Below are 21616 nucleotides of genomic sequence, written 5' to 3' on the forward strand. Positions count from 1 at the left end.
CATGCGCGCCGTCATCCCGGCCGCAGCGAAGCGGAGCGCCGGGATCTATCGTAGGACTACAGCGCTCTATGATGGATCCCGGATCTGCGCTGCTCCGCAGCTTGTCCGGGATGACGCCGCGGTTGGTGACGTCGGGGCGAGCCTCACGCCACATACTGCGCGATGCCACCGCCGAAGGACCAGTCCTCGCGCTTGACCTCGACGAGGTTGATGAAGATGTCGTCCGGCTTCAGGCCGGGCTCCTTCATGAGGTTCTCGACGATCGCGGCGTAGAGCTTCTTCTTCTGCGTGACGCCACGCGTATTGGCGACGGTGAGCTGAATGATCACCAGCCTGTCGCTGCGGTTGAAGCCGAAATAATTGGCGTCGAAGACGAACTCGTCGGCATCGTGCTGGTGGACGACGGCGAAGAGATCCTTTTCCGGCACCTCGAAGGTTTCGCGCAGCGCCTTGTAGACGCCGTCGATGATGGCGGCCGGCTCCGCAGCCGGACGGCCGCGGCGCATGGAAATCCTGATCAGGGGCATGGTTCGTCTCCGTGTCGAGGCGCAACCGCGCCCTTCGAAGAGCACCATAGGCTGCGTTCTACGATCCGAAAATCGCATCTATGATGATATCAATGATATGGTATTATGATTTATGAACACTCTGGACATCGACGCGGTCGCCTCTTTCCTGCGCGCGGCGGAGCTTAAGAGCTTCACCCGCGCCGCCGAGGCGCTTGGCACGACGCAATCGCTGGTCAGCACGCGGGTGAAGCGGCTGGAAGACGGGCTCGGCCGGCTGCTCTTGCAGCGCCATCCCCGGCTCGTCCGCTTGACGGCCGAGGGCGAGCGCTTCCTGCCGGCCGCGCGCGACTTGCTGGCGGCCCATGGCAAGGCCCTCGCGGCCTTCGCGGTCGCGCCCGAGCATATCGCGGTGGGCATCAGCGAGCAGGCTGTCGGCGCGGAGATTCCGGCCGTGCTGGCGCGCCTGACGGCGCATGATCCCGGCCTCGTCATCAATCTCAGGATCGAGCCGTCGCGCATGCTGGAAGAGGCGTTCGAGCGGGGTGAGCTCGATGTCGTGATCGTCCGCCGGCTCGCAGCGGGACGGACCGGCGAGGTGCTGCGTGATGATCCGGTCGGCTGGTTCGCGGCGCCTGACCTCGTGAGGCAAGCCGATGCGCCCGTGCCGCTCGTCAGTCTCGTCGCGGAGTGCCGCCTGCGCCGGCACAGCATGGATACGCTGGACCGCGCCGGCATCGCCTGGCGCGAGGCCTTCGTCGGCGGCGGCATGGCCGCGGTCGCGGCTGCGGTGCAGGTCGGACTCGGCGTCTCGCCGCTGGCCGTGCGGATCGCGCCGGCAGGCACGGTCGATATCGGCCCGGACTGGCGCCTGCCTTCGCTCGGCGGATCGCAGGTCGTGCTCCGAAGCAACGTCGCGACGCCGCGCGCGGCAGCTTTCGTGCGCGAACTGGCGGCGGCGTTCCGGGGGTAGTTTCTACCCCAGCGTCATTCTCGGGCGCCGCGCAGCGGCAACCCGAGAATCTCATGACCAGAAGGAGCTGGTTTCCGAGATGCTCGGGTCAAGCCCGAGCATGACGGCTCGACTTTGCCCTACCCGACCACGCGCTCGACGCGGCTGATCACCCGCTTCTCGCGAAGTTCGCTGATGATCGCCGAAAGGTGCTTCAGGTCCCAGACCGTCAGGTCGATGGTGACGTCGGTGAAGTCCTGGTTCGGCCGGTTCATCGAGACGGAATCGATGTTGCCATCGTGCTCCGCGATCGTGGTGGTGATCTGGGCGAGCGAGCCGGGCTCGTTGATCGACTTCAGGGCGATGCGCGCCGGGAAGCGCTGCGGCGCCTTGTCGTCGAGGTCCCAGCGGACATCGAGCCAGCGGTCCGGCTCGTTGTCGAAGGCGGCGAGCGCCGGCGACTGGATCGGATAGATCGTCACCCCCTCGCCCGGCGTCAGGATGCCGACGATGCGGTCCCCCGGCACAGCCCCGCCATGCGGCGCGAAGCGCACCGGCAGGTCGCCGCCGAGGCCGCGGATCGGGATCGCGGTATCCGGTTCCTCGCCCGGCAGCTTGAACTTGAGGTTCTCGCCCTTGCGCAGTTCGAACCAGCCCTTGCCGTCGGCGGCAGCGCCTGGCTTGCCATCGGCGGACCCGCGCTTCTCGGGTTCAAGGTCCGGATAAACCGCCTTGACCACGTCGCCGGAATACATTTCGCCGCGTCCGACGGCCGCGAGGACGTCGTCGACGGTGTTGCGCGCGAGGCGCTTCAGCGCGGCCTTGAGCTTGTCGTCGGAGAAGGCGCGCTCGGCACGCGAGAAGGCGCGTTCGAGAATCTGGCGGCCGAGGCCGGCATATTGGCGACGGACAGCGGCGCGGGTAGCGCGGCGGATGGCGGCGCGGGCCTTGCCGGTGACGACGAGCGATTCCCAGGCGGCAGGTGGAGCCTGCCCGTCGGCGCGGGTGATCTCGACCTCGTCGCCGTTCTGCAATTCGGTCAGGAGCGGCGCGATACGGCCGTTGATCTTGGCGCCGACGGCACTGTTGCCGACATCGGTATGGACGGCATAGGCGAAATCGATCGGCGTCGCGCCGCGCGGCAGGGCGATAAGCCTGCCCTTCGGCGTGAAGCAGAAGACCTGGTCGTGGAAAAGCTCGAGCTTGGTGTGTTCGAGGAACTCCTCGGGGCTGTCGCCCTCGGCCAGCAGATCGACGGTGCGGCGCAGCCATTGATAGGCGCGGCTCTCGTCGGCAAGTCCCATCGGTTCGCCGGCGCGGCCATCCTTGTAATGGGCATGGGCGGCGATGCCGAATTCGGCGATGCGGTCCATGTTGTCGGTGCGGATCTGCAATTCGACGCGGCTATGGCCGGGGCCGACGACGGTCGTATGGATCGAGCGGTAGTCGTTCTGCTTCGGCGTCGAGATGTAGTCCTTGTAGCGGCCCGGCACCATCGGCCAGGTCATGTGGACGATGCCGAGCACGCGGTAGCAATCCTCCGGCTTCTCGACGATGACGCGGAAGCCGAAGATGTCGGAAAGCTGCTCGAAGGAAACGGATTTCCGCTCCATCTTCTTCCAGATCGAATAGGGGCGCTTGCGCCGGCCGAAGACCTCGGCCTGGATGCCGCTGGCGGCGAGCTTGCCCTTCAGGTCCTCCTCGATCTCGCCGATGACCTTGCCTTCGCGCGCCGTCACCTCCTCCAGCCGCTTGGTCACGGTGGCGTGGGCCTCGGGCTTGATATGGCGGAAGGAGAGTTCCTCCAGTTCCTCGCGCAGTTCCTGCATGCCCATGCGGCCGGCGAGCGGCGCGTAGATCTCGATCGTCTCCTCGGCGATGCGCAGGCGCTTCTCGGGCGGGACGAAATGCAGGGTGCGCATGTTGTGCAGGCGGTCGGCGAGCTTGACCAGCAACACGCGGATGTCATCGGCGATGGCGAGCAGCAGCTTGCGGAAATTCTCGCCCTGAGCCGCCTTCTTCGAGACGAGGTCGAGCTTCTTGATCTTGGTGAGGCCATCGACGAGCCGGCGGATATCCGGCCCGAACATGGTCTCGATCTCTTCCAGCGTCGCGGCCGTGTCCTCGACCGTGTCGTGCAGGACAGCGGCGACGATGGTGGCATCGTCGAGCTTGAGGTCGGTCAGGATCGCCGCGACTTCGAGCGGATGCGCGAAGAACGGGTCGCCGGAAGCGCGCTTCTGCGTGCCATGGGCGCGCATGGCATAGACATAGGCCCGGTTGAGCAGGTCCTCGTCGGTGTTCGGATTATAGCTCCTGACCCGGTCAACGAGCTCATATTGCCGCATCATGCCCATGCGGGCCCCAACCTCATCCTGCAATCATTGCAACGCATTATTATTTGCTCAGGCATGGGCGGCAGCAAGGCGTTTTCCGGATGAGGGCCATGAAAAAAGCCCGGCGCTGCCGGGCTTTACTGCGAAACGGTGAACAATCGATTCACATCTGATCGGTGCACCGAATTTCTCGGCCCGATACTCGGGCGCTTTGGTTTTGCATCGGCTTTGTCCGAAAACCGCGTGCCACTTTTCGGGCCGATGCTGAAGGATCAATCCTCGTCGTCGGCGCTCTCGGTCGGCGGCACGAGGCCGTCGAGGCCGCGCAGCAGATCCTCTTCGCTCATGCGGTCGAACTGGACTTCGCTGTCGGGCGTCGCGGCGCTCGTGGGGCTGGCGAGCAGCGGAACGGTCTCCTGCTCCGGCTCGTCGACCTCGACATGCTTCTGCAGCGAGTGGATCAGGTCTTCCTTGAGATCTTCGGGCTTGAGCTTCTCGTCGGCGATCTCGCGCAGCGCGACAACGGGATTCTTGTCGTTGTCACGGGCGACGAGGATCGACGAGCCCGACTGGATCATCCGCGCGCGGTGGCTGGCGAGCAGCACCAGCTCGAAGCGGTTCTCGACCTTGTCGATGCAGTCTTCAACGGTAACGCGAGCCATGGCCGGCTTCTTCCGATCTCAGCGATGCAGGGAATGGATTGAGCACGGCCTTACAGGCAAAGCCACCGCGATGCAAGAAATTCGCGCCTCACCCGGCCTGGTGCCTCAGGCGCGCATGCGGCGCACCATGTCGTCCAGCGTCGGCTCCAGCCGACCTGCGACATCGCCGCCGCGTGCGCCCATCGCCGGCAGCTCGTGCGGCTTGAGCTCGGCGAAGCGCATCCGCATCGTCGTGGCGACGCCCTCGCCGAAGGCGATCGCCTCGCGATTGCCGATCGAGGACAGGAAGTTGATCGTGCTGGCGGAGGCGTCGGAGATCGCCGAGCGGATGATCTGCTGGTCGCGCTCGTTGGCCAGCCGCATCGCGAAGACGGTCGAGCATTGCGACAGGATGGTCGGATCGAGCTCGCCTGGGCGCTGCGTCACGATGCCGAGATAGGCACCATATTTGCGGCCTTCCTTGGCGATGCGGGCCAAAGCCTGCCGCGTCGGGGCGAAGCCGAGCGCGGTGTCGGACGGCACGTAGCGATGCGCTTCCTCGCAGAGCACCAGGATCTCGTAGGCCCCCTGGCTCGCGCTGGCGAGATCGAAAGCCAGGCGCGACAGCACCGAGGCCACCGCGTTCACGACCTCGCCCGGCAGGCCGCCAAGCTGGAAAGCCGTGATCGGCCGGCCATGCATCGGAATGCGGAAGACCTGGGCCAGGATCGGCGCGACGGTCTCGTACATGTTGGCCCGGCCGAACATGAAGCGATAACGCGGATCGGCATGCAGCGATTCGAGCCGCACCTTGAGCGATCGCAGGGCGTGCCGCGGCCAGCGCAGCTCGTGCAGGCCGATCATCTCGTCGATGACGGCAAAAGCGTCCTTCAGGCGATAGGGCGTCGATGCATCGACCGTCCCGGCCTGCGTCGCATCGGCCGGCTGGCGCGAGACGCCGAGATCGAGCGGGCGCTTCAACAGGCTGGAGCCGAGATCGCGGGCCAGCTCCTGCCCGTTGCCGGGCATGCGATAACGCGCGCGCGCCGCCGCGACGACCTCGCGCAGGATATCCGGCTCGTCATCGAGGACGGCGCGCCCCCGGAACACGACCTCGGCCAGCTCCTCCTGCCTGAACATCCAGAAGGGCAGATCGAGGCTGTCGCCGTCGATGGTCAGGGCCAGATCGGGAAAGGCGCTGGAATATTCGTTGTGCGGATCGAGGATGAGCACGCGCAGCCGCGGGCGCACGGAGACGGCCCGGCGCAACAGCAGCGCAACCGCGCTGGACTTGCCGACGCCGGTGGTGCCGACCAGGGCGAAGTGGCGCGACAGCATGTCCTGGACGCTGACGGTCGCGGGAATGCTCGCATCCTGCGTGACATGGCCGATCTCGACGCCGGAACGATCGCCGAGATCATGGACGAGTGCGAGATCTCCGGAACGGATGCGGTGGGCGATCGCGCCGATCGGCGGAAAGGTGCTGATGCCGCTCTGGAAACGCATGCGACCGTCGGCACTTTCCAGCACCTCGCCGAGGAATTCGACCTCGACCTGGATCGGGTTCTCCTCGGACTCGCTCCAGGCCGGCTCGACGGCATGCAGCTTGTAGACCAGCGCGACGATGCGGCTCGAACCCAGGTTGATCGACACCATCCGGCCGATCGTCCAGGCATCGCCCGCCAGCCAGTTTCCGGTCGAGACCGCGCTGAGAATCGTGGCCCGCGAACCGTCGCAGGCAATAACGCGGCCGAGCGCCCGCTCCGGCGGCTGGCTTGCCTCGCGCCTGTCGGGCAGGACATCGGTCTGGAAAGCCGCGTTCTTCAGTGGGAGTTGCATCGGCCAAGTGAAACTCTGTGATGTCGTCAGTCGACGTTACGGAGGTCCGGTTACGATTACCTTCACAAAGCGCCGCCATTCCGCTTCAACGAATCGTAAGGAATCGGCGGGCTGAGAGCCCTCCGCGTTGTGCTGGAGGCACCGATCACAATTCGTGAGCCCGGCATCACAATCCCTGCATTGAGCCGAGGCGCCGCTTTCGTCTAAGCAGGTCGCAAGAACCAAGGGGGATGCATCATGGCGGATCGGCTGCGTCTGGGCGTCAATATCGACCATGTCGCCACGGTGCGGAACGCGCGCGGCGGCACCCTGCCCGATCCGGTCCGGGCGGCGCATCTCGCCATCGCGGCCGGCGCCGACGGCATCACCGCCCATCTGCGCGAGGACCGCCGGCATATCCGCGACGCCGACATGGAGCGCCTCGCCACCGAACTGACGAAGCCACTCAATTTCGAGATGGGCGCGACCGAAGAGATGATCACGCTGGCGGAGCGGCTGAAGCCGCATGCAGCCTGTCTCGTGCCGGAAAAGCGCGAGGAGCGCACCACCGAAGGCGGGCTCGATGTCGTCGGGCAGGAAAGCCATCTGAAGCCCGCCATCGCCCGCCTGAAGGCCGCCGGCAGCCGGGTCTCGCTGTTCATCGAGCCGGACGAGGCGCCGATCGCCATGTCGGCGAAGCTCGGCGCACCGGTCATCGAACTCCACACCGGCAGTTGGTGCCATGCCGTCCTGGATGGCGATACGGCCAAGGCGGAGGCGGAGTTCAACCGCCTGGCGAACGGTGCGGCGCTGGGTGCAAGGCTCGGGCTCGAGGTCCATGCCGGGCATGGTCTCGACTACGACACGGCACGCATACTGGCCCGGGTGCCGGCCTTCGTCGAGTTCAATATCGGCCATTTCCTGGTCGGCGAGGCCATCTTCATCGGCCTCGAAGAAGCGATCCGCCGGATGCGGCAGGCGATGGACGAGGGCCGAAGCGGGCGCTGAGCCCGCTCCCCGAATTCACACAACCTCGTCCAGGCTCCGGAAGCAGTTCCTGTCGCGTGAAAAGCGCGCTACATCGCCGGAATGATCCTCGGCATCGGCTCCGACCTCTGCGACATCACGCGCATCCAGAAATCGCTCGACCGCTTCGGCGAGCGCTTCACGCATCGCGTCTTCACCGAAGGCGAGCGGACGAAGTCGGATCGCCGCGCAACGCGCGCCGCTTCCTATGCGCGTCGCTTCGCAGCCAAGGAGGCCTGTTCGAAGGCGCTGGGCACCGGCATGAGCCAAGGCGTGTTCTGGCGCGACATGGAAGTCGTCAACCTGCCGGGCGGGCGCCCGACCATGCGGCTGACCGGCGGCGCAGCAGAGCGGCTGAAAGCCATGACGCCGCCGCGCCATGAGGTCTTCGTCCATGTCTCGCTGACGGACGACCCCCCTCTGGCCCAGGCCTTCGTGGTGATCGAGGCGCGGCCGATCGTCTGAGACGCTGTCTCTTCAAGCAGAAACCGCCGCCATTCCGGGGCACTGCACGGCAGTGCGCCCGGGACGACAGCGGCTTCAGTGCCACCGTCTCATTCAGCCGATCACCGGCCGGTGATTTCGCTCTCAGGCTCGTCGCCCAGCCAGCGATAGATCACGCCGCCGAGCACGCCGCCGATCAGTGGCGCCACCCAGAACAGCCAGAGCTGCTGGATGGCCCAGCCACCGACGAAGAGCGCCGGCCCCGTGCTGCGTGCCGGATTCACCGAGGTGTTCGTCACGGGAATGCTGACAAGGTGGATCAGGGCGAGGCCGAGGCCGATCGCCAGCGGAGCGAAGCCGGCCGGAGCCTTGCCATGGGTCGAGCCCATGATGATGAAGAGGAACATCATGGTCATCACGACTTCCATGAGGAAGGCCGAGACGAGATTGTACTTGCCGGGTGAATGCTCGGCATAGCCGTTCGAGGCGAAGCCGCCGGCGAGATCGAAACCCGGAGCGCCGCTGGCGATCTGGTAGAGAACCGCCGCCGCCACGACCGCGCCGATCACCTGCGCAATGATATAAGGAACGACCTGACCCGCCGGGAAGCGCCCGCCGGCCGCGAGGCCGACCGTCACCGCCGGATTGAGATGGCAACCGGAGATATGGCCGATGGCATAGGCCATCGTCACGACCGTCAGGCCGAACGCCAGCGAAACGCCGAGCAACCCGATACCGACATTCGGAAATCCTGCGGCGATCACCGCACTGCCACAACCCGCAAAGGTCAACCAGAACGTGCCGATGGCTTCGGCGACGAGTTTCTTCGTACTCATGAGTGATTCCCTCAAGTGTCGCGCGACTGTGATGCTGTTGGCGAAAATAGGGGCCGTCAATCTGCTACGGGGCCAAAGCCGCCCTCATACCGCCATTTTTCCGGCCGCGAGTCGCGCGCGACCCTTCTCCACGATTCCTTGGCGCCCCTCCCCCCTTACCGCTCTTGCGCGTTGTCGCAGGCCCGATAGTCGGCTAGACCGCGCTGGACTACAGCCTCAGGAGCGCCCGCGTGGCCAACGACGTCGACAGCAAGAGCAAGGCGGCCAAGGAAGAAGGCGGCGTTTTCGAGACGATCAAGGTCGTCGTCCAGGCGCTGCTCATCGCGCTGGTCATTCGCACCCTGCTGTTCCAGCCCTTCAACATCCCCTCGGGCTCGCTGATCCCGACGCTGCTGATCGGCGACTACCTGTTCGTGTCGAAATACACCTACGGCTATTCGAAGCACTCGATCCCGTTCAGCCCGCCGCTGTTCTCGGGCCGTGTCTGGGCGTCCGAGCCGAAGCGCGGCGACATCGCCGTGTTCAAGCTGCCGAGTGACGGATCGACCGATTACATCAAGCGCGTCATCGGCCTGCCGGGCGACCGCATCCAGATGATCGACGGCATCCTGCACATCAACAACCAGCCGGTGAAGCGCGAGCGCATCGCCGACTACATGACCGCCGACAACTGGGGCCGCAGCGTCCCGGTGATCCGCTATCGCGAGACGCTGCCGAACGGCGTCAGCCATGAGATCATCGAACGCGAGGGCGATACCGGCACCTTCGACAACACGCAGGTCTTCATCGTGCCGGCCGGCCATTTCTTCATGATGGGCGACAACCGCGACAACTCGCTGGACTCGCGCGACCGCAGCGTCGGCTACGTGCCGTTCGAGAACTTCGTCGGGCGGGCCGAGATCATCTTCTTCTCGATCGAGGACGGCGCCTCGGCCTGGAGGATCTGGGAATGGCCCTCCACGGTTCGCTGGAACCGTCTGTTCAGCACCATCAAGTGAGCAAGGCCAACGACAGCGGGCGCAAGGCCCCGGACACGGCGCGGCTCGAAGCCGCGCTGGGGTATCGTTTCGCCGATCCCGCCCTTCTCGCTACGGCGCTCACCCATATGAGCGCCGAGGAATCGCGGCTGGCGAGCTACCAACGCCTTGAGTTCCTCGGCGATCGCGTGCTCGGCTTGTCGGTCGCCGACCTGCTGTTCCGGCAATTTCCGCAGTCGGAGGAAGGCAATCTCTCGCGCCGGCTCGCCGATCTCGTGCGCAAGGAGACCTGCGCGGAGGTCGCCCAGAGCTGGAATCTCGGCCAGTTCATGCGGCTCGGCGAAGGCGAGATTCTGGGCGGCGCCCGCAAGAACAAGGCGATCCTGGCCGATGCCTGCGAGGCGATCATCGGCGCGGTCTTCATCGACGGCGGCTACGAGGCGGCACGTGCACTGGTCGAGCGCGCCTTCGGTGAGCGCATGCTGAAACCGGTCCGGCCGCTGCGTGACGCCAAGACCGCATTGCAGGAATGGGCGCAAGGCAAGGGCTACCCGACGCCGACCTATAGCGAACGCGGCCGCTCCGGCCCCGACCACGCGCCGGTCTTCGTCGTCGCTGCCAAGATCACGGGGCTGGCCGACGCCGAGGCGCGCGGCCCCTCCAAACGGCTGGCCGAACAGGCCGCCGCCGAAACGTTCCTGAGGCGCGAGGGCCTGTGGAGCGACAACCCGGAAAGCGAAAATGTCTGAACCCGATCAAGCCACGCGCTGCGGCTTCGTCGCGCTGATCGGCGCGCCGAATGCCGGCAAGTCGACGCTGCTGAACCAGCTCGTTGGCGCCAAGATCTCGATCGTCTCGCGCAAGGTGCAGACGACGCGCACGCAGGTGCGCGGCATCGCGCTCTCGGGCACGGCGCAGATCATCTTCGTCGACACGCCCGGCATCTTCGCGCCCAAGCGCCGGCTCGACCGCGCGATGGTGACGAGCGCCTGGGGCGGCGCCACCGATGCCGACCTGATCGGCGTCCTCGTCGATGTCGCGCGCTTCGACCATGAGGAGAACACGGCGCTGTTCGAGAAGCTCGCCGAGCTGAAGCAGCCGAAATTCCTGATCCTCAACAAGATCGACACGGTGCCGAAGGAGAAGCTGCTCGAAATCACCGCGAAGGTGAACGAGCGCGGCAGCTTCGAGACGACCTTCATGGTCGCGGCGCTGACCGGGTATGGCGTCAAGGACATCCTGACCTGGCTGGAAAAACGCCTGCCGCTCGGCCCCTGGCTCTACCCGGAGGACCAGATCTCGGACGCGCCGTTGCGCTTCCTCGCGGCCGAGATCACCCGCGAGAAGATGTTCGAGCGGCTGCACGACGAACTGCCCTATCGCTCCACCGTCGAGACCGAGAGCTGGCAGCAGAAGCCGGACGGTTCCGTCCGCATCGAGCAGACGATCTATGTCGAGCGCGAGGGCCAGCGGAAGATCGTGCTCGGCGAAGGCGGGCAGACGATCAAGGCGATCGGCCAGAAGGCGCGCGTCGAGATCGCAGAAGCCGCCGAGGCCAAGGTCCATCTCTTCCTGTTCGTGAAGGTGCGCGAGAACTGGAGCGACGATCCGGAACGTTATCGCGAGATGGGGCTGGAATTCCCCAAGGGCTGAGACTTCGCAGTTTCCCCTGTCCGTCATCCCGGACAAGCCGCCTTTGGCGGCGCCGATCCAGGATCCATTCCGGAGCGCTGCCGATAAAGGTTCCGGCATGGATCCCGGGTCTCCCTGCGGTCGCCCGGGATGACGGCGCGGGTTCGGAAACAGATCAGGAAGGCGCGCCGCGATGCGCAGCGAGAAGGACAAGATGCTGGCGGGCGAACTCTACCGCGCCGACAGCCCCGAGCTCATCGCCGACAACCGCCGCATCAGCGCCTGGATGGAGCGCTTCAACGCGACCGGCGCTACGCCGGAAGCGCGGTTGCCACTGCTGCGCGAGGCTTTCAGCCATGTCGGGCGCGACGTCACCATCCGCCCGCCTTTCCATTGCGACTACGGCTACAACATCAGCCTGGGCGACGGCGTCTTCCTCAACTTCAACTGCATCATCCTCGATGTCGTCGCAGTCACGATCGGCGACGGCACGCAGATTGGCCCCGGCGTGCAGATTCTGACCGCCGACCACCCGCGCGACCCCGGTGAGCGCCGGCAGATGCTGGAATTCGGGCGCCCGGTCGTGATCGGCTGCAATGTCTGGATCGGCGGCGGCGCGATCATCCTGCCAGGTGTCACGATCGGCGACGACGCGATCATCGGCGCGGGCAGCGTGGTCACGCGCGACGTTCCGGCGGGCAGCACTGCGGTCGGCAATCCGGCGCGTCTGCGCCCCTGACGAAAAAGGCATTGCACGCTGCGTCAGGATGACACGTTACCCCCTTGTAACTTGTCAAATTTCAGTCACGAAACGACCTTGTTAGAACGCATTTTGCTTCCATTTTTAAGCCTTAAGACATTTCAGCAGGAGTGATTGCCATGAACGGCGCACCGCGCATCGCGCTTTTCATCGATGGCGCCAATCTCTACGCGACCTCGAAGCAGCTCGGCTTCGACATGGATTACCGGCGCCTGCTGCGCGAGTTCCAGGGGCGCGGCAACCTGATCCGCGCCTTCTATTTCACCACGCTGGTCGAGAGCGAGGAATACTCCTCGATCCGGCCTCTGGTCGACTGGCTCGACTATAACGGCTACCGCGTCATCACCAAGGCGGCGAAGGAATTCACCGACGCCACCGGCCGACGCCGCGTCAAGGGCAACATGGATATCGAGCTGGCGATCGAGATGCTCGAGCTCGCGCCGCATCTCGACCAGATCTACCTGTTCTCCGGCGATGGCGATTTCCGCCCGCTGGTCGAGGCGGTGCAGCGCAAGGGCGTCAAAGTCTCGGTCGTCTCGACGATCTCGACCAACCCGCCGATGGTCTCGGACGAGTTGCGCCGGCAATGCGACGAGTTCGTCGACCTTGCCCAGTTGATGCAGAAGATCGGCCGCGACCCGGCCGAACGCGCCAGCCGCAGCAGCGGCCCAGCAGCAGCACCGGTCACGCCGGGCAATCCGTCGCTGGAACGCCGCTACGGCATCCGCCAGGGCGACGAGCCGACTGAGGGGTAACAGCGGCCGTCATTCTCGGGCGAAGCGAAGCGTAGACCCGAGAATCTCATGACGCGAAGGCACTGGTTTCCGAGATGCTCGGGTCGAGCCCGAGCATGACGGCCCAATTTACCCGCCCGTCTTCAAGAGCCGCTGCTTGTCGCGGTTCCAGTCGCGGGTCTTCTCGGTCTCGCGCTTGTCGTGGAGCTTCTTGCCGCGGCCGAGGCCGAGCTCGATCTTCGCCCGGCCCTTCTCGTTGAAATAGACCTTCAGCGGAATGACTGTGTAGCCCTCGCGCTGGATCGCGCCCATCAGCTTATGAATCTGGCGGCGATGCAGCAGCAGCTTCCGCGGCCGACGGACCTCGTGGTTGAAGCGGTTCGCCTCGAGATATTCGGGGATATAGGAGTTGAAGAGCCAGAGTTCGTCGCCCATCGGGCCGGCATAGCTCTCGCCGATCGTCGCGCGGCCACCGCGCAACGATTTGACCTCCGTGCCCTGCAGGGCAAGGCCGGCCTCGATCGTCTCCTTGATCTCGTAATTGAAGCGCGCCTTGCGGTTATCCGCCGCCAGACGATAGCGCTCCGGATCGGGTTTCTTCATGCCGTCCCGCTGAATCCATGCTGTGCGACCGACGCCATCAGAGCTTGAGAATCCGATTCGGGATCGGCACCCAAGCTCCTGGAAAGGCCAGCCTTATCATCCTTCCGCTTGCTTCATCGGCAAGCGAATGACCGCGCCTGTGTGGCGCGGTCACCTACCCACTTAAGCATTCAACAGCCCGGCGAAAACCATGGCCTCGCGGATCACCTTGCCCGTCGCCGGGGTCACAGGCATCAGCGGCAGGCGGACTTCCTCCTCGATGCGGCCGAGCAGCGCGAGGCCGTGCTTGGCGCCGGCGAGGCCGGGTTCCTTGAAGATCGCGTCATGGAGTGGCACCAGCCGATCCTGTACTTTCAGCGCGCCGGCATAGTCGCCCTTCCGGACGGCCTCCATCAGGTCGGCACAAAGCCGCGGCGCGACATTGGCGACGACCGAGATGCAGCCATGGCCGCCGGCCGCCATATAGGCGAGCGCGGTCATGTCCTCGCCGGAGAGCTGGATGAAGTCCGGCCCCATGGCGTGGCGCTGCTGCGAGACGCGGGCGAGATTGGCGGTGGCATCCTTCACGCCAGCGATGTTCTTCAGCTCGTAGAGCCGCGTCATCGTCTCGACCGACATGTCCACCACCGAGCGCGGCGGGATGTTGTAGATGATGATCGGAATGCCGATCGCATCGTTCACCGCCTTGAAGTGCTGGTACATGCCCTCCTGGGTCGGCTTGTTGTAATAGGGCGTGACCACGAGCACGGCATCGGCGCCAGCCTTCTCGGCATGGACGGCGAGGTCGATCGCCTCGATCGTGTTGTTCGAGCCGGCGCCGGCGATGACCGGGACGCGGCCCTTGTTCTGGTCGATGACGATCTCGACGACGCGCTTGTGCTCGTCATGGGAAAGCGTCGGGCTCTCGCCGGTGGTGCCGACGGGCACGAGCCCGGTCGAGCCATTGCCGATCTGCCATTCGACCAGCGCGCGCAACGCCTGCTCATCGACCTTGCCGGATTTGAACGGCGTGACCAGAGCGGGCATCGAGCCGGTGAAGGCAATGTGCTTGGTCATGAGGACGATCCTAGGGCGAAAAGCGAGTTACAGGGCCGCCACACATAAACCGTCGTCTCGCCAAGGCAAAGCCGGCAAGCCATGAAAATGCGTGGCCTCATAGTTAAGCGTTCATAAACCGCCTTCCCCGACCATTCCCCGATGTCCATCCCAGATCGCCAAGCGCCTACGGGCGCAAAAAGGCGATCTGGCTCTTTGTTCAGCATCGGATTGTTCCGAAAAGTGGGTTCCACTTTTCGGTCCGATGGCTAGCCTGGAGTTCCGCCATGGCCTCGCCTGCCGCCGTGAGGAGACTGATCGGCCTGCTGCTGCCTGCACTGCTCTCCGCCTCCACGACGCTGGCGGGAGACGACGGCATGCTCGCAAGCCAGCGCAAGCTCGCCATGCTCGGCGATGCCGAGACCACGAGCGCCCTGCCGCCCTACCCTTCCGATGCGCTGCGCGGCGAGACCCCCGTCAATGTCGAAGCCGTAAAGGCGGCCGTCGCCGCCTATCGCCGTGGCGCGCTCAACGAGGGTGACGAGCTCGCCGCGCGCATCGACGATCGCTCGGTGCGCTCGCTGCTCGAATGGGTCGCGATCCATGCCAATGCCGGCGCGGTGCCCTTCATCAGGATCGACGCCTTCCTGCGCGAGCATCCGAACTATCCGGCAACGACCCGTTTTCGACGCCGCGCCGAGGAGGCGCTGATCGCCGAGAAGAAGAGCCCGGCGATCGTGCGCACCTTCTTCCATGGCCAGCAACCGGTCTCGCCGTCCGGGCGGATCGCATTGGCCATCGCGCTCAAGGAGGAAGGCAAGACCGAGGAGGCCAACGCCCTCATCCGCCGGACCTGGCGCAAGGACCCGTTCGGGCAGTCGCTCGAAAAGATCGCGCTCGGCGGATTCGAGACGGTACTAACCAAGGACGATCACCGCCTGCGCGCCGAGCGCTTCCTGTTTCGCGAGAACGGCGAGGCGGCCCTGCGCAACGCTGCCCGCGTCTCGGCCGATTATATCGTGCTGGCCAAGGCGCGGCTCGCCAGCGCCAAGGCGCGCCGGCCGATCTCCGAGAAGCTGATTTCGGCCGTGCCGACTTCGGTTCGCGGCGATGTCTCCTTCGCCTTCCTGCAAGCCCAGCAGGCGCGCCGCGGCGACAAGCTCGACGATGCCGTGAAGGCCCTGACCGCTATCCCGCGCGATCCGGCTCTGCTCGGCGATGGCGACGGCTGGTGGGAGGAGCGGCGCATCATCGCGCGCAAGCTGCTCGATGCCGGCCAGCCGCAGAAAGCCTATGAGGTTTCGTCCGGCCACGGCGCCGAGGATGCGGCCGAGCGGATCGAGGCCGAATGGCATGCCGGCTTCATCGCGCTGCGCTTCCTCAAGAAGCCGGACGTGGCGCTCAAGCATTTCGATGCGGCTGCCGGCATCGCCGAGACGCCGATCTCGGTTGCGCGTGCCGCCTATTGGCAGGGCCGCGCCTATGAGGATCTCGGCAAGGTGGAGGAAGCCAGGGCCGCCTTCGGCAAAGCCGCGGAGCAGCCGGTCGCCTATTATGGGCAATTGGCGAGGGCCAAGCTCGGCCTGTCCGGCCTGCCGCTGCGGCGTACGGTTGCCGCCGGTCTCGAGACGCTTCCGGGGCACCGCGCCGTGCGCCTGCTCTACCGCATCGGCGAGCGCGATCTCGCCACGCTGATGTTGAACGATCTCGCACAGCGCCTGCACACGACCGAGGCGCTGGAGGCGATCGCGGCCATCGCCCGGCGCGAGACGGACGCACGCGCGCAGGTCGGCATCGGGAAGGCTGCGCTGCAACGCGGCTTCCCGCTCGACATGACCGCCTATCCCGTCAACGGCATCCCGGATTTCGACGTGCTTGGCGATCCGATGGAGCGCGCCATCGTCCATGCCATTGCCAGGCAGGAGAGCGCCTTCGATCCCACGGCGATGTCCGGCGCCGGCGCGCGCGGCCTGATGCAGATGATGCCGGCGACGGCGCGCGAGACGGCGCGGCGCGCGAGCCTGCCCTTCGACTGGGAGAAGCTCGGCAAGGACCCGCTCTATGCGGCGCGGATGGGCGCAGCCCATCTCAACGACCTGCTCAAGGAATGGCGCGGTTCCTATATCCTGACCTTCGCCGCCTATAATGCCGGTTCGCCCAATGTGAAGAAATGGATCGCCGCCTATGGCGACCCGCGCGATCCCGAGGTCGACGCCGTCGACTGGGTGGAGCGCATCCCGTTCTCCGAGACGCGCAACTACGTCCAGCGCGTGATGGAGAACCTGCAGGTCTATCGCGAGCGCCTGAACCAGCGCACCGCCTATCTGATCGACTACGACCTGAAGCGCGGCGGCAAGCGGGACTGAAAAGCCGGGCCGCTCTTCCCTTCTCCCCTTGCGGGAGAAGGTGGCCCGTAGGGCCGGATGAGGGGTCGCGCAGTCCTTGAACGTTTCGGAGCATACAGAACCGGGCCCTCGATCAGCATCGCGCGACCCCTCACCCTAACCCTCTCCCGCAAGGGGAGAGGGGATAGCTGACGCTTGTTTCCGCCGCATCGCCTACGCGTGAATGCTCATCTCTCGGCACCGACCATTGTTGCTACGGCCATCCCGCAGGCAACGATCGTTCCTGCCAATTGCAATATTTGAAACTTTCAATTACTTTTCGCCGGCAGCGGAGGAATTTCGATGCTGCAGGACATTGCCGATTTCGCGCCCACGCTTGAGGCTTGGCGCCGCGACCTTCATGCCCATCCCGAAATCGCCTTCCAGGAATTCCGAACGTCGGATTTCGTCGCGAAGACGCTCGCCTCCTTCGGCATCGAGGTGCATCGCGGGCTCGGCGGCACCGGGCTCGTCGGCGTCATCGAGGGCGCGGCGGAAGGGCCGGCCATCGGCCTGCGCGCCGACATGGACGCATTGCCGATGGACGAGGATACCGGGCTCGACTACCGTTCCACCACCAAGAACCAGTTCCATGGCTGCGGCCATGACGGCCATACCGTGATGCTGCTCGCCGCGGCGCGCCATCTTGCCGCCAATCCACCGAAGCGGGGCAAGGTTCATCTGATCTTCCAGCCGGCCGAGGAGATCGGCCAGGGCGCCGAGCGGATGATCGCCGATGGCTTGTTCGAGCGCTTCCCCTGCTCCGAGGTCTACGCGCTCCACACCATCCCGCTCTATGAGGAAGGCACCGCCGCGGTGCGTCCCGGCCCGACCCTGAGCGGCACGACCGTGTTCGAGATCACGATCAAGGGCAAGGGCGGCCACGGCGCGGCGCCTCATACGACCAATGACCCGCTGCAGGTGGCGGCGCGGCTGGCGACCGAGATCTCCTCGATCGTCGGCCGCCATGTCGACCCGATGCAGCCGGCCGTGATCAGCCTCGGCAAGCTTATCGCCGGCACGGCCTCGAACATCATCCCCGACTCGGCCGAACTCAGCGGGACGATCCGCACCTATGATCCCGAGACGGAGGCGCGCATCGTCGACAAGCTCGATGCGGCCTGCCGCGGCTTCGCGCTGCTATCAGGCTGCACGATCACCTGCACAAGGAAGGCGAATTGCCCGCCTTGCCTCAACGATCCTCGCGCCGCCGCGGCTGCAGCCGCCGCGGCGGGACAGGTTCTCGGCGAGGCCAATGTGCAGACCGACCTCACACCCCTGCCCTTCTCCGACGATTTCGCGCTGATGCTGCGGCAATGGCCCGGCGCCTATATCTTCCTCGGCCAGCCCGGCGCGATGTGCCACCACCCGACCTTCGATTTCGATGACCGGCTGCTGCCGGTCGGCGCCAGCATCCTGTGCCGCCTCGTCGAGCGCCAGACCGGAGCCAACGCATGACCGCCGCCGCGATCCAGGGCGCCGAGCCGCGCTCCTCCGCCATGATCCGCCGTGCCGTGATCTCCTCGGTGATCGGCAACGGCCTCGAATGGTACGACTTCCTAGTCTACGGCTTCTTTGCCACGATCATCGCGCAGGTCTTCTTCCCGACCTCCGATCCGCTGGTCTCGACACTGCTCACAGCGGCGACCTTCGCGATCTCCTTCCTCGTCCGGCCGGCCGGCGGCGTACTGCTCTCGACCTATGCCGACCGCTTCGGCCGCAAGCCGATCCTGACGGTGATGATCCTGATCATGGGGTTCTCGACCGTGCTGATCGGCCTGACACCGGGCTATGCGGCGATCGGCATCCTCGCGCCGATCCTCGTCATCATCGCGCGCATCCTGCAAGGCATCTCGGTCGGCGCCGAGTTCGCCTCCGCCACCGCCATGCTGGTCGAATATGCTCCGCCCGGCCGCAAGATGATGTTCGGCAGCTTTCAGATGTGCTCGCAGGCGCTGGCACTCGCGCTCGCGGCCTTCTCCGGCTACGCGCTGGCGACACTGCTCTCGCCCGCGGACCTGCAAGGCTGGGGCTGGCGCATTCCCTTCCTGCTGGGCTCGCTGATCACGCCGCTCGGCTTCTATATCCGCCGCTTCGTCGACGAATCCCCGGAATACGAGAAGGAGACCAAGCAGGGCGAAGGCCACACGCCCTTCCGCGCCGTGCTCGCAGAGCATCGCAACGCGCTGCTGCGCTGCTTCGGCATCATGATCCCCGGCACGGCCTCGAACTATGTCTGGTTCATCTTCCTGCCGGGCTATGTCATCCGCCAGCTCAAGCTGCCCTTCACCAGCGCCATGCTGAGCTCGCTGATCGGCGGCATCCTGCTCTTCATCTTCGTGCCGATCATGGGCCATCTCGCCGATCGCTGGAGCGCCTTCCGCGTCTGGCTCGCGGGCATGCTGAGCTTCGCGCTGCTCTCCTACCCGCTGCTGGCCTATGTCGTGGCGGAGCCGAGCTTCGAGCGGCTTTTGACCGCGCAGGCGATCTGCGCGCTCTCGATCGCCGCGATCTGGGCGCCGACACCGGGCCTCCTCGCCGGCATGTTCCCGACGCAGGTGCGCTCGACCGGCATGTCGATCGCCTACAATGTCGTCGTGCTGCTGTTCGGCGGGCTCGCGCCCTTCACCCTGACCTGGCTCGTGGCCAAGACCGGTTCCGATATGGTGCCGTCCTATTACCTCCTCGCCTGCACGGCGTTGTCCCTGCTCGCGCTGAGCCTGGCGAACCGGAAGCGCACGCAAGGTTGAGCAAGGGAGCAAGATGGCCCGCGACTCGTTCCTGACCTTCCGGCTCGATCAGTTGAGCCAGACCGCGATGGCGAAGGCCTCGCAGGTCTACAGGGAGCAGGTCGGCCTCAATATCCGCGAGTTGCGGGTGCTGCGGGCCATCGGCGACCAACCGGGCTTGTCGTCCCGGACCGTGTCGGAAGCGACCTTCATCGAGCAGACGCTGGTCTCGAAGCATCTGCGCAAGCTGGTCGATGCCGGCCTCGTCCAGCGCGCGCTGGAAAGCACCGATGCGCGGCGCGTGGCCCTGCACCTGACGGCGCAGGGCCACACCATCCGCGAAGAGGCCGACCGGCTCGGCGAGGATATGGAACGCGATTTCCTCTCCGTGCTGACGCCGGAAGAGCTCGACCTGTTCAACCGCTGCATCGACAAGCTGCGCCGCTGGGGCGCTCCCTGAACCGGGAGCCGGCTTCCGCCAGCGCTCCGCCCATGGTTAGGTGCGCTCCCGCCGCGCCTGCCCTTTGAGTCCGCCATGACGTCCGAATCCGGCTTTACCTCCCGCTTCGTCAGCGCCAGCGACGGGCTCAAGCTGCACTTTCGCGATTACGGCCCGCTCGCGGCAACTGCGCTGCCGGTGATCTGCCTGCCCGGCTTCGCCCGTACTGCCGCCGATTTCCATGAAGTGGCGCTGGCGCTCGCCGACGACGAGACCAAGCCGCGGCGCGTACTCGCGCTCGACTATCGCGGTCGTGGGCTCTCCGAATACGACAAGAACTGGAAGAACTACGATATCCGGATCGAGCTCGACGACCTCGTCCAGGTTCTGGTCGCGACCGGTACCGAGCAGGCTGTCTTCGTCGGCACCTCGCGCGGTGGCCTTTTGACCATGGCGCTGGCGGCGGCGCGGCCGGCCCCGATCCGTGGCGTCGTCTTCAACGATGTCGGCCCGGTGATCGACGCGCGCGGCCTGCTGCGCATCCGCGGCTATGTCGGCAAGCTGCCGGTGCCGCGCAGTTTCCAGGAGGGCGCGGAGATCCTGAAACGGCTCTCCGACCAGCAATTTCCCGCGCTGGGCGAGGTGGAATGGGAGATGATGGCGCGCCGCACCTGGACGGACCGCGACGGCGCGCTCAGGCCCGATTACGATGTCAGGCTGATGAAGGGGCTGGAGGAGCTCGATCTCGAGGCGCCGCTGCCGGTGCTCTGGACTTATTTCGACGCGCTCAAGGCCGTGCCGATGCTGGCGATCCGCGGTGGCAATTCCGACCTGCTGGCCGAGAAGACCCTGGAGGAGATGGCGGAGCGCCATCCCGATTGCGAGATCTACACCGCGCCCGGCCAGGGCCACGCCCCGCTGCTCGGCTCGAAGGACATGATCCGGCGGATCGCCAAGCTGATCGCCCGGGCCGAACGCCGCGCGGCCTGATCCGGGTCAGGGTTTCGGGCGCTTGGCCTTGGCCTTCTCCGTGGTAATCGCCGCGACATTGTCCTGCCCGCCCGAGCCGTCGTCGCGCGAGGTTTCGACCTCGCCTGCCTTGGCGCGCCTCGCGAATTCCGTCTCGGCCCCGGCCGCCAGCAGCTTGGCCTGCCCGACCCAGTCCTCGCGCTCGATCCGGCCGGGAAAGGCAAGGTAGCCGCCGACCCATTCGACATTCGCGGGCGTCCAGCCCGCGACCTGTTCGAAATGCCAGATGCCGAGGCCGTGCAGGCGCCCCTCGTTCTGCCGGCCGATGCCCTTGATGAGCTTCAGGTCATCGGGTTTGTCGTCGCGCGCGGTGATAAGCCCGGCCGGGCGCTGTCCGGGCAAGTCCGCCTCGTTCTCGACCGGCGGCAGTCCGGCTGCAGGCGGCGAGGCCAGCGGAGCGCTCGCGGCGACCGCTGCCTGCGGCGCCGTCACGGGCTCGGCAGCCGTCTGCGAAGCTCTCGGTTTGCGCAGGAGACCGGCGCAGACGCATCCGGCCCAGTAGACGGCCGTGAACAGCAGCGCCGTCTCGACCCAGGTCGCCGCCATGCCGTTCAGGAACTGGAGCCAGGTTAGCGCTGCACCGATTGCCCAGAGCACGGCGACAACGGTCCAGGCGCCGCTCCAGAACCGGGCCTTGCCGCCGTCATGGCTGATCCAGCCCATGGCGAAGCCCAGGCCGAAGGCGGCGAGCAGGAACCAGAGAAACTGGCTGGCGAGATAGAGCATGTCCGCCTC

General features: G+C 65.9%; 21 protein-coding genes. 13 read left to right on the plus strand and 8 right to left on the minus strand.

Annotated elements, in window-relative coordinates; genetic code table 11:
- Positions 1-143: 143 nt before the first annotated feature.
- Positions 144-527 carry a tautomerase family protein gene (locus tag Q0Q02_RS07965; protein WP_293808341.1) on the minus strand — a complete coding sequence of 128 codons (384 nt, stop codon included), beginning with the start codon at positions 525-527 and terminating at the stop codon, positions 144-146.
- A 112-nt stretch (positions 528-639) separates the two neighbouring features.
- On the opposite strand from Q0Q02_RS07965, the gene Q0Q02_RS07970 reads away from it, so the two are divergent.
- Positions 640-1479 carry a LysR family transcriptional regulator gene (locus Q0Q02_RS07970; protein WP_293808342.1) on the plus strand — a complete coding sequence of 280 codons (840 nt, stop codon included), beginning with the start codon at positions 640-642 and terminating at the stop codon, positions 1477-1479.
- Between the two features lie 119 nt (positions 1480-1598).
- Here Q0Q02_RS07970 and Q0Q02_RS07975 read toward each other — a convergent pair whose 3' ends face one another.
- The 3 genes from Q0Q02_RS07975 to Q0Q02_RS07985 all read right to left on the minus strand — a co-directional run bounded on the left by Q0Q02_RS07975 (position 1599) and on the right by Q0Q02_RS07985 (position 6274).
- Complete coding sequence (locus tag Q0Q02_RS07975) at positions 1599-3809, minus strand: bifunctional (p)ppGpp synthetase/guanosine-3',5'-bis(diphosphate) 3'-pyrophosphohydrolase (RefSeq protein ID WP_293808343.1); 2211 nt, start codon at positions 3807-3809, stop codon at positions 1599-1601.
- Positions 3810-4066: 257 nt separating this feature from the next.
- The gene (rpoZ, locus tag Q0Q02_RS07980; protein ID WP_199092769.1) at positions 4067-4456 is read right to left on the minus strand and encodes a DNA-directed RNA polymerase subunit omega; all 390 of its coding nucleotides are present in this window, start codon (positions 4454-4456) and stop codon (positions 4067-4069) included.
- A 105-nt stretch (positions 4457-4561) separates the two neighbouring features.
- Positions 4562-6274 (minus strand): ATP-binding protein, encoded by a 1713-nt coding sequence (locus Q0Q02_RS07985; RefSeq protein WP_293808344.1) that lies wholly within the window; start codon positions 6272-6274, stop codon positions 4562-4564.
- Positions 6275-6511: 237 nt separating this feature from the next.
- Here Q0Q02_RS07985 and Q0Q02_RS07990 point away from each other — a divergent pair, with 237 nt between their 5' ends.
- The gene (locus tag Q0Q02_RS07990; RefSeq protein WP_293808345.1) at positions 6512-7261 is read left to right on the plus strand and encodes a pyridoxine 5'-phosphate synthase; all 750 of its coding nucleotides are present in this window, start codon (positions 6512-6514) and stop codon (positions 7259-7261) included.
- A gap of 81 nt (positions 7262-7342) precedes the next feature.
- Positions 7343-7744 carry a holo-ACP synthase gene (acpS, locus tag Q0Q02_RS07995; protein ID WP_293808346.1) on the plus strand — a complete coding sequence of 134 codons (402 nt, stop codon included), beginning with the start codon at positions 7343-7345 and terminating at the stop codon, positions 7742-7744.
- 101 nt (positions 7745-7845) lie between these two features.
- Here the strand turns inward: acpS and aqpZ are convergent, their stop codons facing one another.
- Positions 7846-8559 (minus strand): aquaporin Z, encoded by a 714-nt coding sequence (gene aqpZ, locus Q0Q02_RS08000; protein WP_293808347.1) that lies wholly within the window; start codon positions 8557-8559, stop codon positions 7846-7848.
- A gap of 230 nt (positions 8560-8789) precedes the next feature.
- Between aqpZ and lepB the strand changes: the two genes are divergently transcribed.
- The 5 genes from lepB (at position 8790) to Q0Q02_RS08025 (ending at position 12683) form a co-directional block, all read left to right on the plus strand.
- Positions 8790-9557, plus strand: coding sequence for a signal peptidase I (lepB, locus tag Q0Q02_RS08005; RefSeq protein ID WP_293808348.1), 768 nt, complete (start codon positions 8790-8792; stop codon positions 9555-9557).
- A complete protein-coding gene (rnc, locus tag Q0Q02_RS08010) occupies positions 9554-10285 on the plus strand; it encodes a ribonuclease III (RefSeq protein WP_293808349.1) in 732 nt (243 codons plus the stop codon). Before lepB ends, rnc begins: the two co-directional genes overlap by 4 nt.
- Positions 10278-11189, plus strand: a complete 912-nt coding sequence (gene era, locus Q0Q02_RS08015; RefSeq protein WP_293808351.1) for a GTPase Era — start codon at positions 10278-10280, stop codon at positions 11187-11189. The genes rnc and era overlap by 8 nt, the downstream gene beginning before the upstream one ends.
- 172 nt (positions 11190-11361) lie before the next feature.
- A complete protein-coding gene (locus tag Q0Q02_RS08020) occupies positions 11362-11907 on the plus strand; it encodes a sugar O-acetyltransferase (protein WP_293808352.1) in 546 nt (181 codons plus the stop codon).
- 140 nt (positions 11908-12047) lie between these two features.
- Positions 12048-12683, plus strand: a complete 636-nt coding sequence (locus Q0Q02_RS08025; protein WP_293808353.1) for an NYN domain-containing protein — start codon at positions 12048-12050, stop codon at positions 12681-12683.
- Between the two features lie 108 nt (positions 12684-12791).
- Here Q0Q02_RS08025 and smpB read toward each other — a convergent pair whose 3' ends face one another.
- Positions 12792-13265, minus strand: coding sequence for an SsrA-binding protein SmpB (smpB, locus tag Q0Q02_RS08030; RefSeq protein WP_047580144.1), 474 nt, complete (start codon positions 13263-13265; stop codon positions 12792-12794).
- Between the two features lie 162 nt (positions 13266-13427).
- The gene (gene dapA / locus Q0Q02_RS08035) at positions 13428-14321 is read right to left on the minus strand and encodes a 4-hydroxy-tetrahydrodipicolinate synthase (RefSeq protein ID WP_293808354.1); all 894 of its coding nucleotides are present in this window, start codon (positions 14319-14321) and stop codon (positions 13428-13430) included.
- Positions 14322-14587: 266 nt separating this feature from the next.
- Here dapA and Q0Q02_RS08040 point away from each other — a divergent pair, with 266 nt between their 5' ends.
- The 5 genes from Q0Q02_RS08040 (at position 14588) to Q0Q02_RS08060 (ending at position 20842) form a co-directional block, all read left to right on the plus strand.
- Positions 14588-16666, plus strand: coding sequence for a lytic transglycosylase domain-containing protein (locus Q0Q02_RS08040; protein WP_293808355.1), 2079 nt, complete (start codon positions 14588-14590; stop codon positions 16664-16666).
- A gap of 321 nt (positions 16667-16987) precedes the next feature.
- The gene (locus tag Q0Q02_RS08045) at positions 16988-18142 is read left to right on the plus strand and encodes an amidohydrolase (protein ID WP_293808356.1); all 1155 of its coding nucleotides are present in this window, start codon (positions 16988-16990) and stop codon (positions 18140-18142) included.
- Positions 18139-19434: an MFS transporter gene (locus Q0Q02_RS08050; protein WP_293808357.1), complete on the plus strand. Its 1296-nt coding sequence runs from the start codon at positions 18139-18141 to the stop codon at positions 19432-19434. The genes Q0Q02_RS08045 and Q0Q02_RS08050 overlap by 4 nt, the downstream gene beginning before the upstream one ends.
- Before the next feature lie 13 nt (positions 19435-19447).
- Complete coding sequence (locus Q0Q02_RS08055) at positions 19448-19873, plus strand: MarR family winged helix-turn-helix transcriptional regulator (RefSeq protein ID WP_293808358.1); 426 nt, start codon at positions 19448-19450, stop codon at positions 19871-19873.
- 75 nt (positions 19874-19948) lie between these two features.
- Complete coding sequence (locus Q0Q02_RS08060) at positions 19949-20842, plus strand: alpha/beta hydrolase (RefSeq protein ID WP_293808359.1); 894 nt, start codon at positions 19949-19951, stop codon at positions 20840-20842.
- 6 nt (positions 20843-20848) lie between these two features.
- Here the strand turns inward: Q0Q02_RS08060 and Q0Q02_RS08065 are convergent, their stop codons facing one another.
- Positions 20849-21607, minus strand: a complete 759-nt coding sequence (locus Q0Q02_RS08065) for a hypothetical protein (RefSeq protein WP_293808360.1) — start codon at positions 21605-21607, stop codon at positions 20849-20851.
- Positions 21608-21616: the final 9 nt, after the last annotated feature.

It is taken from the genome of uncultured Allobosea sp. (assembly GCF_945956895.1).
Taxonomy (GTDB): Bacteria; Pseudomonadota; Alphaproteobacteria; order Rhizobiales; family Beijerinckiaceae; genus Allobosea.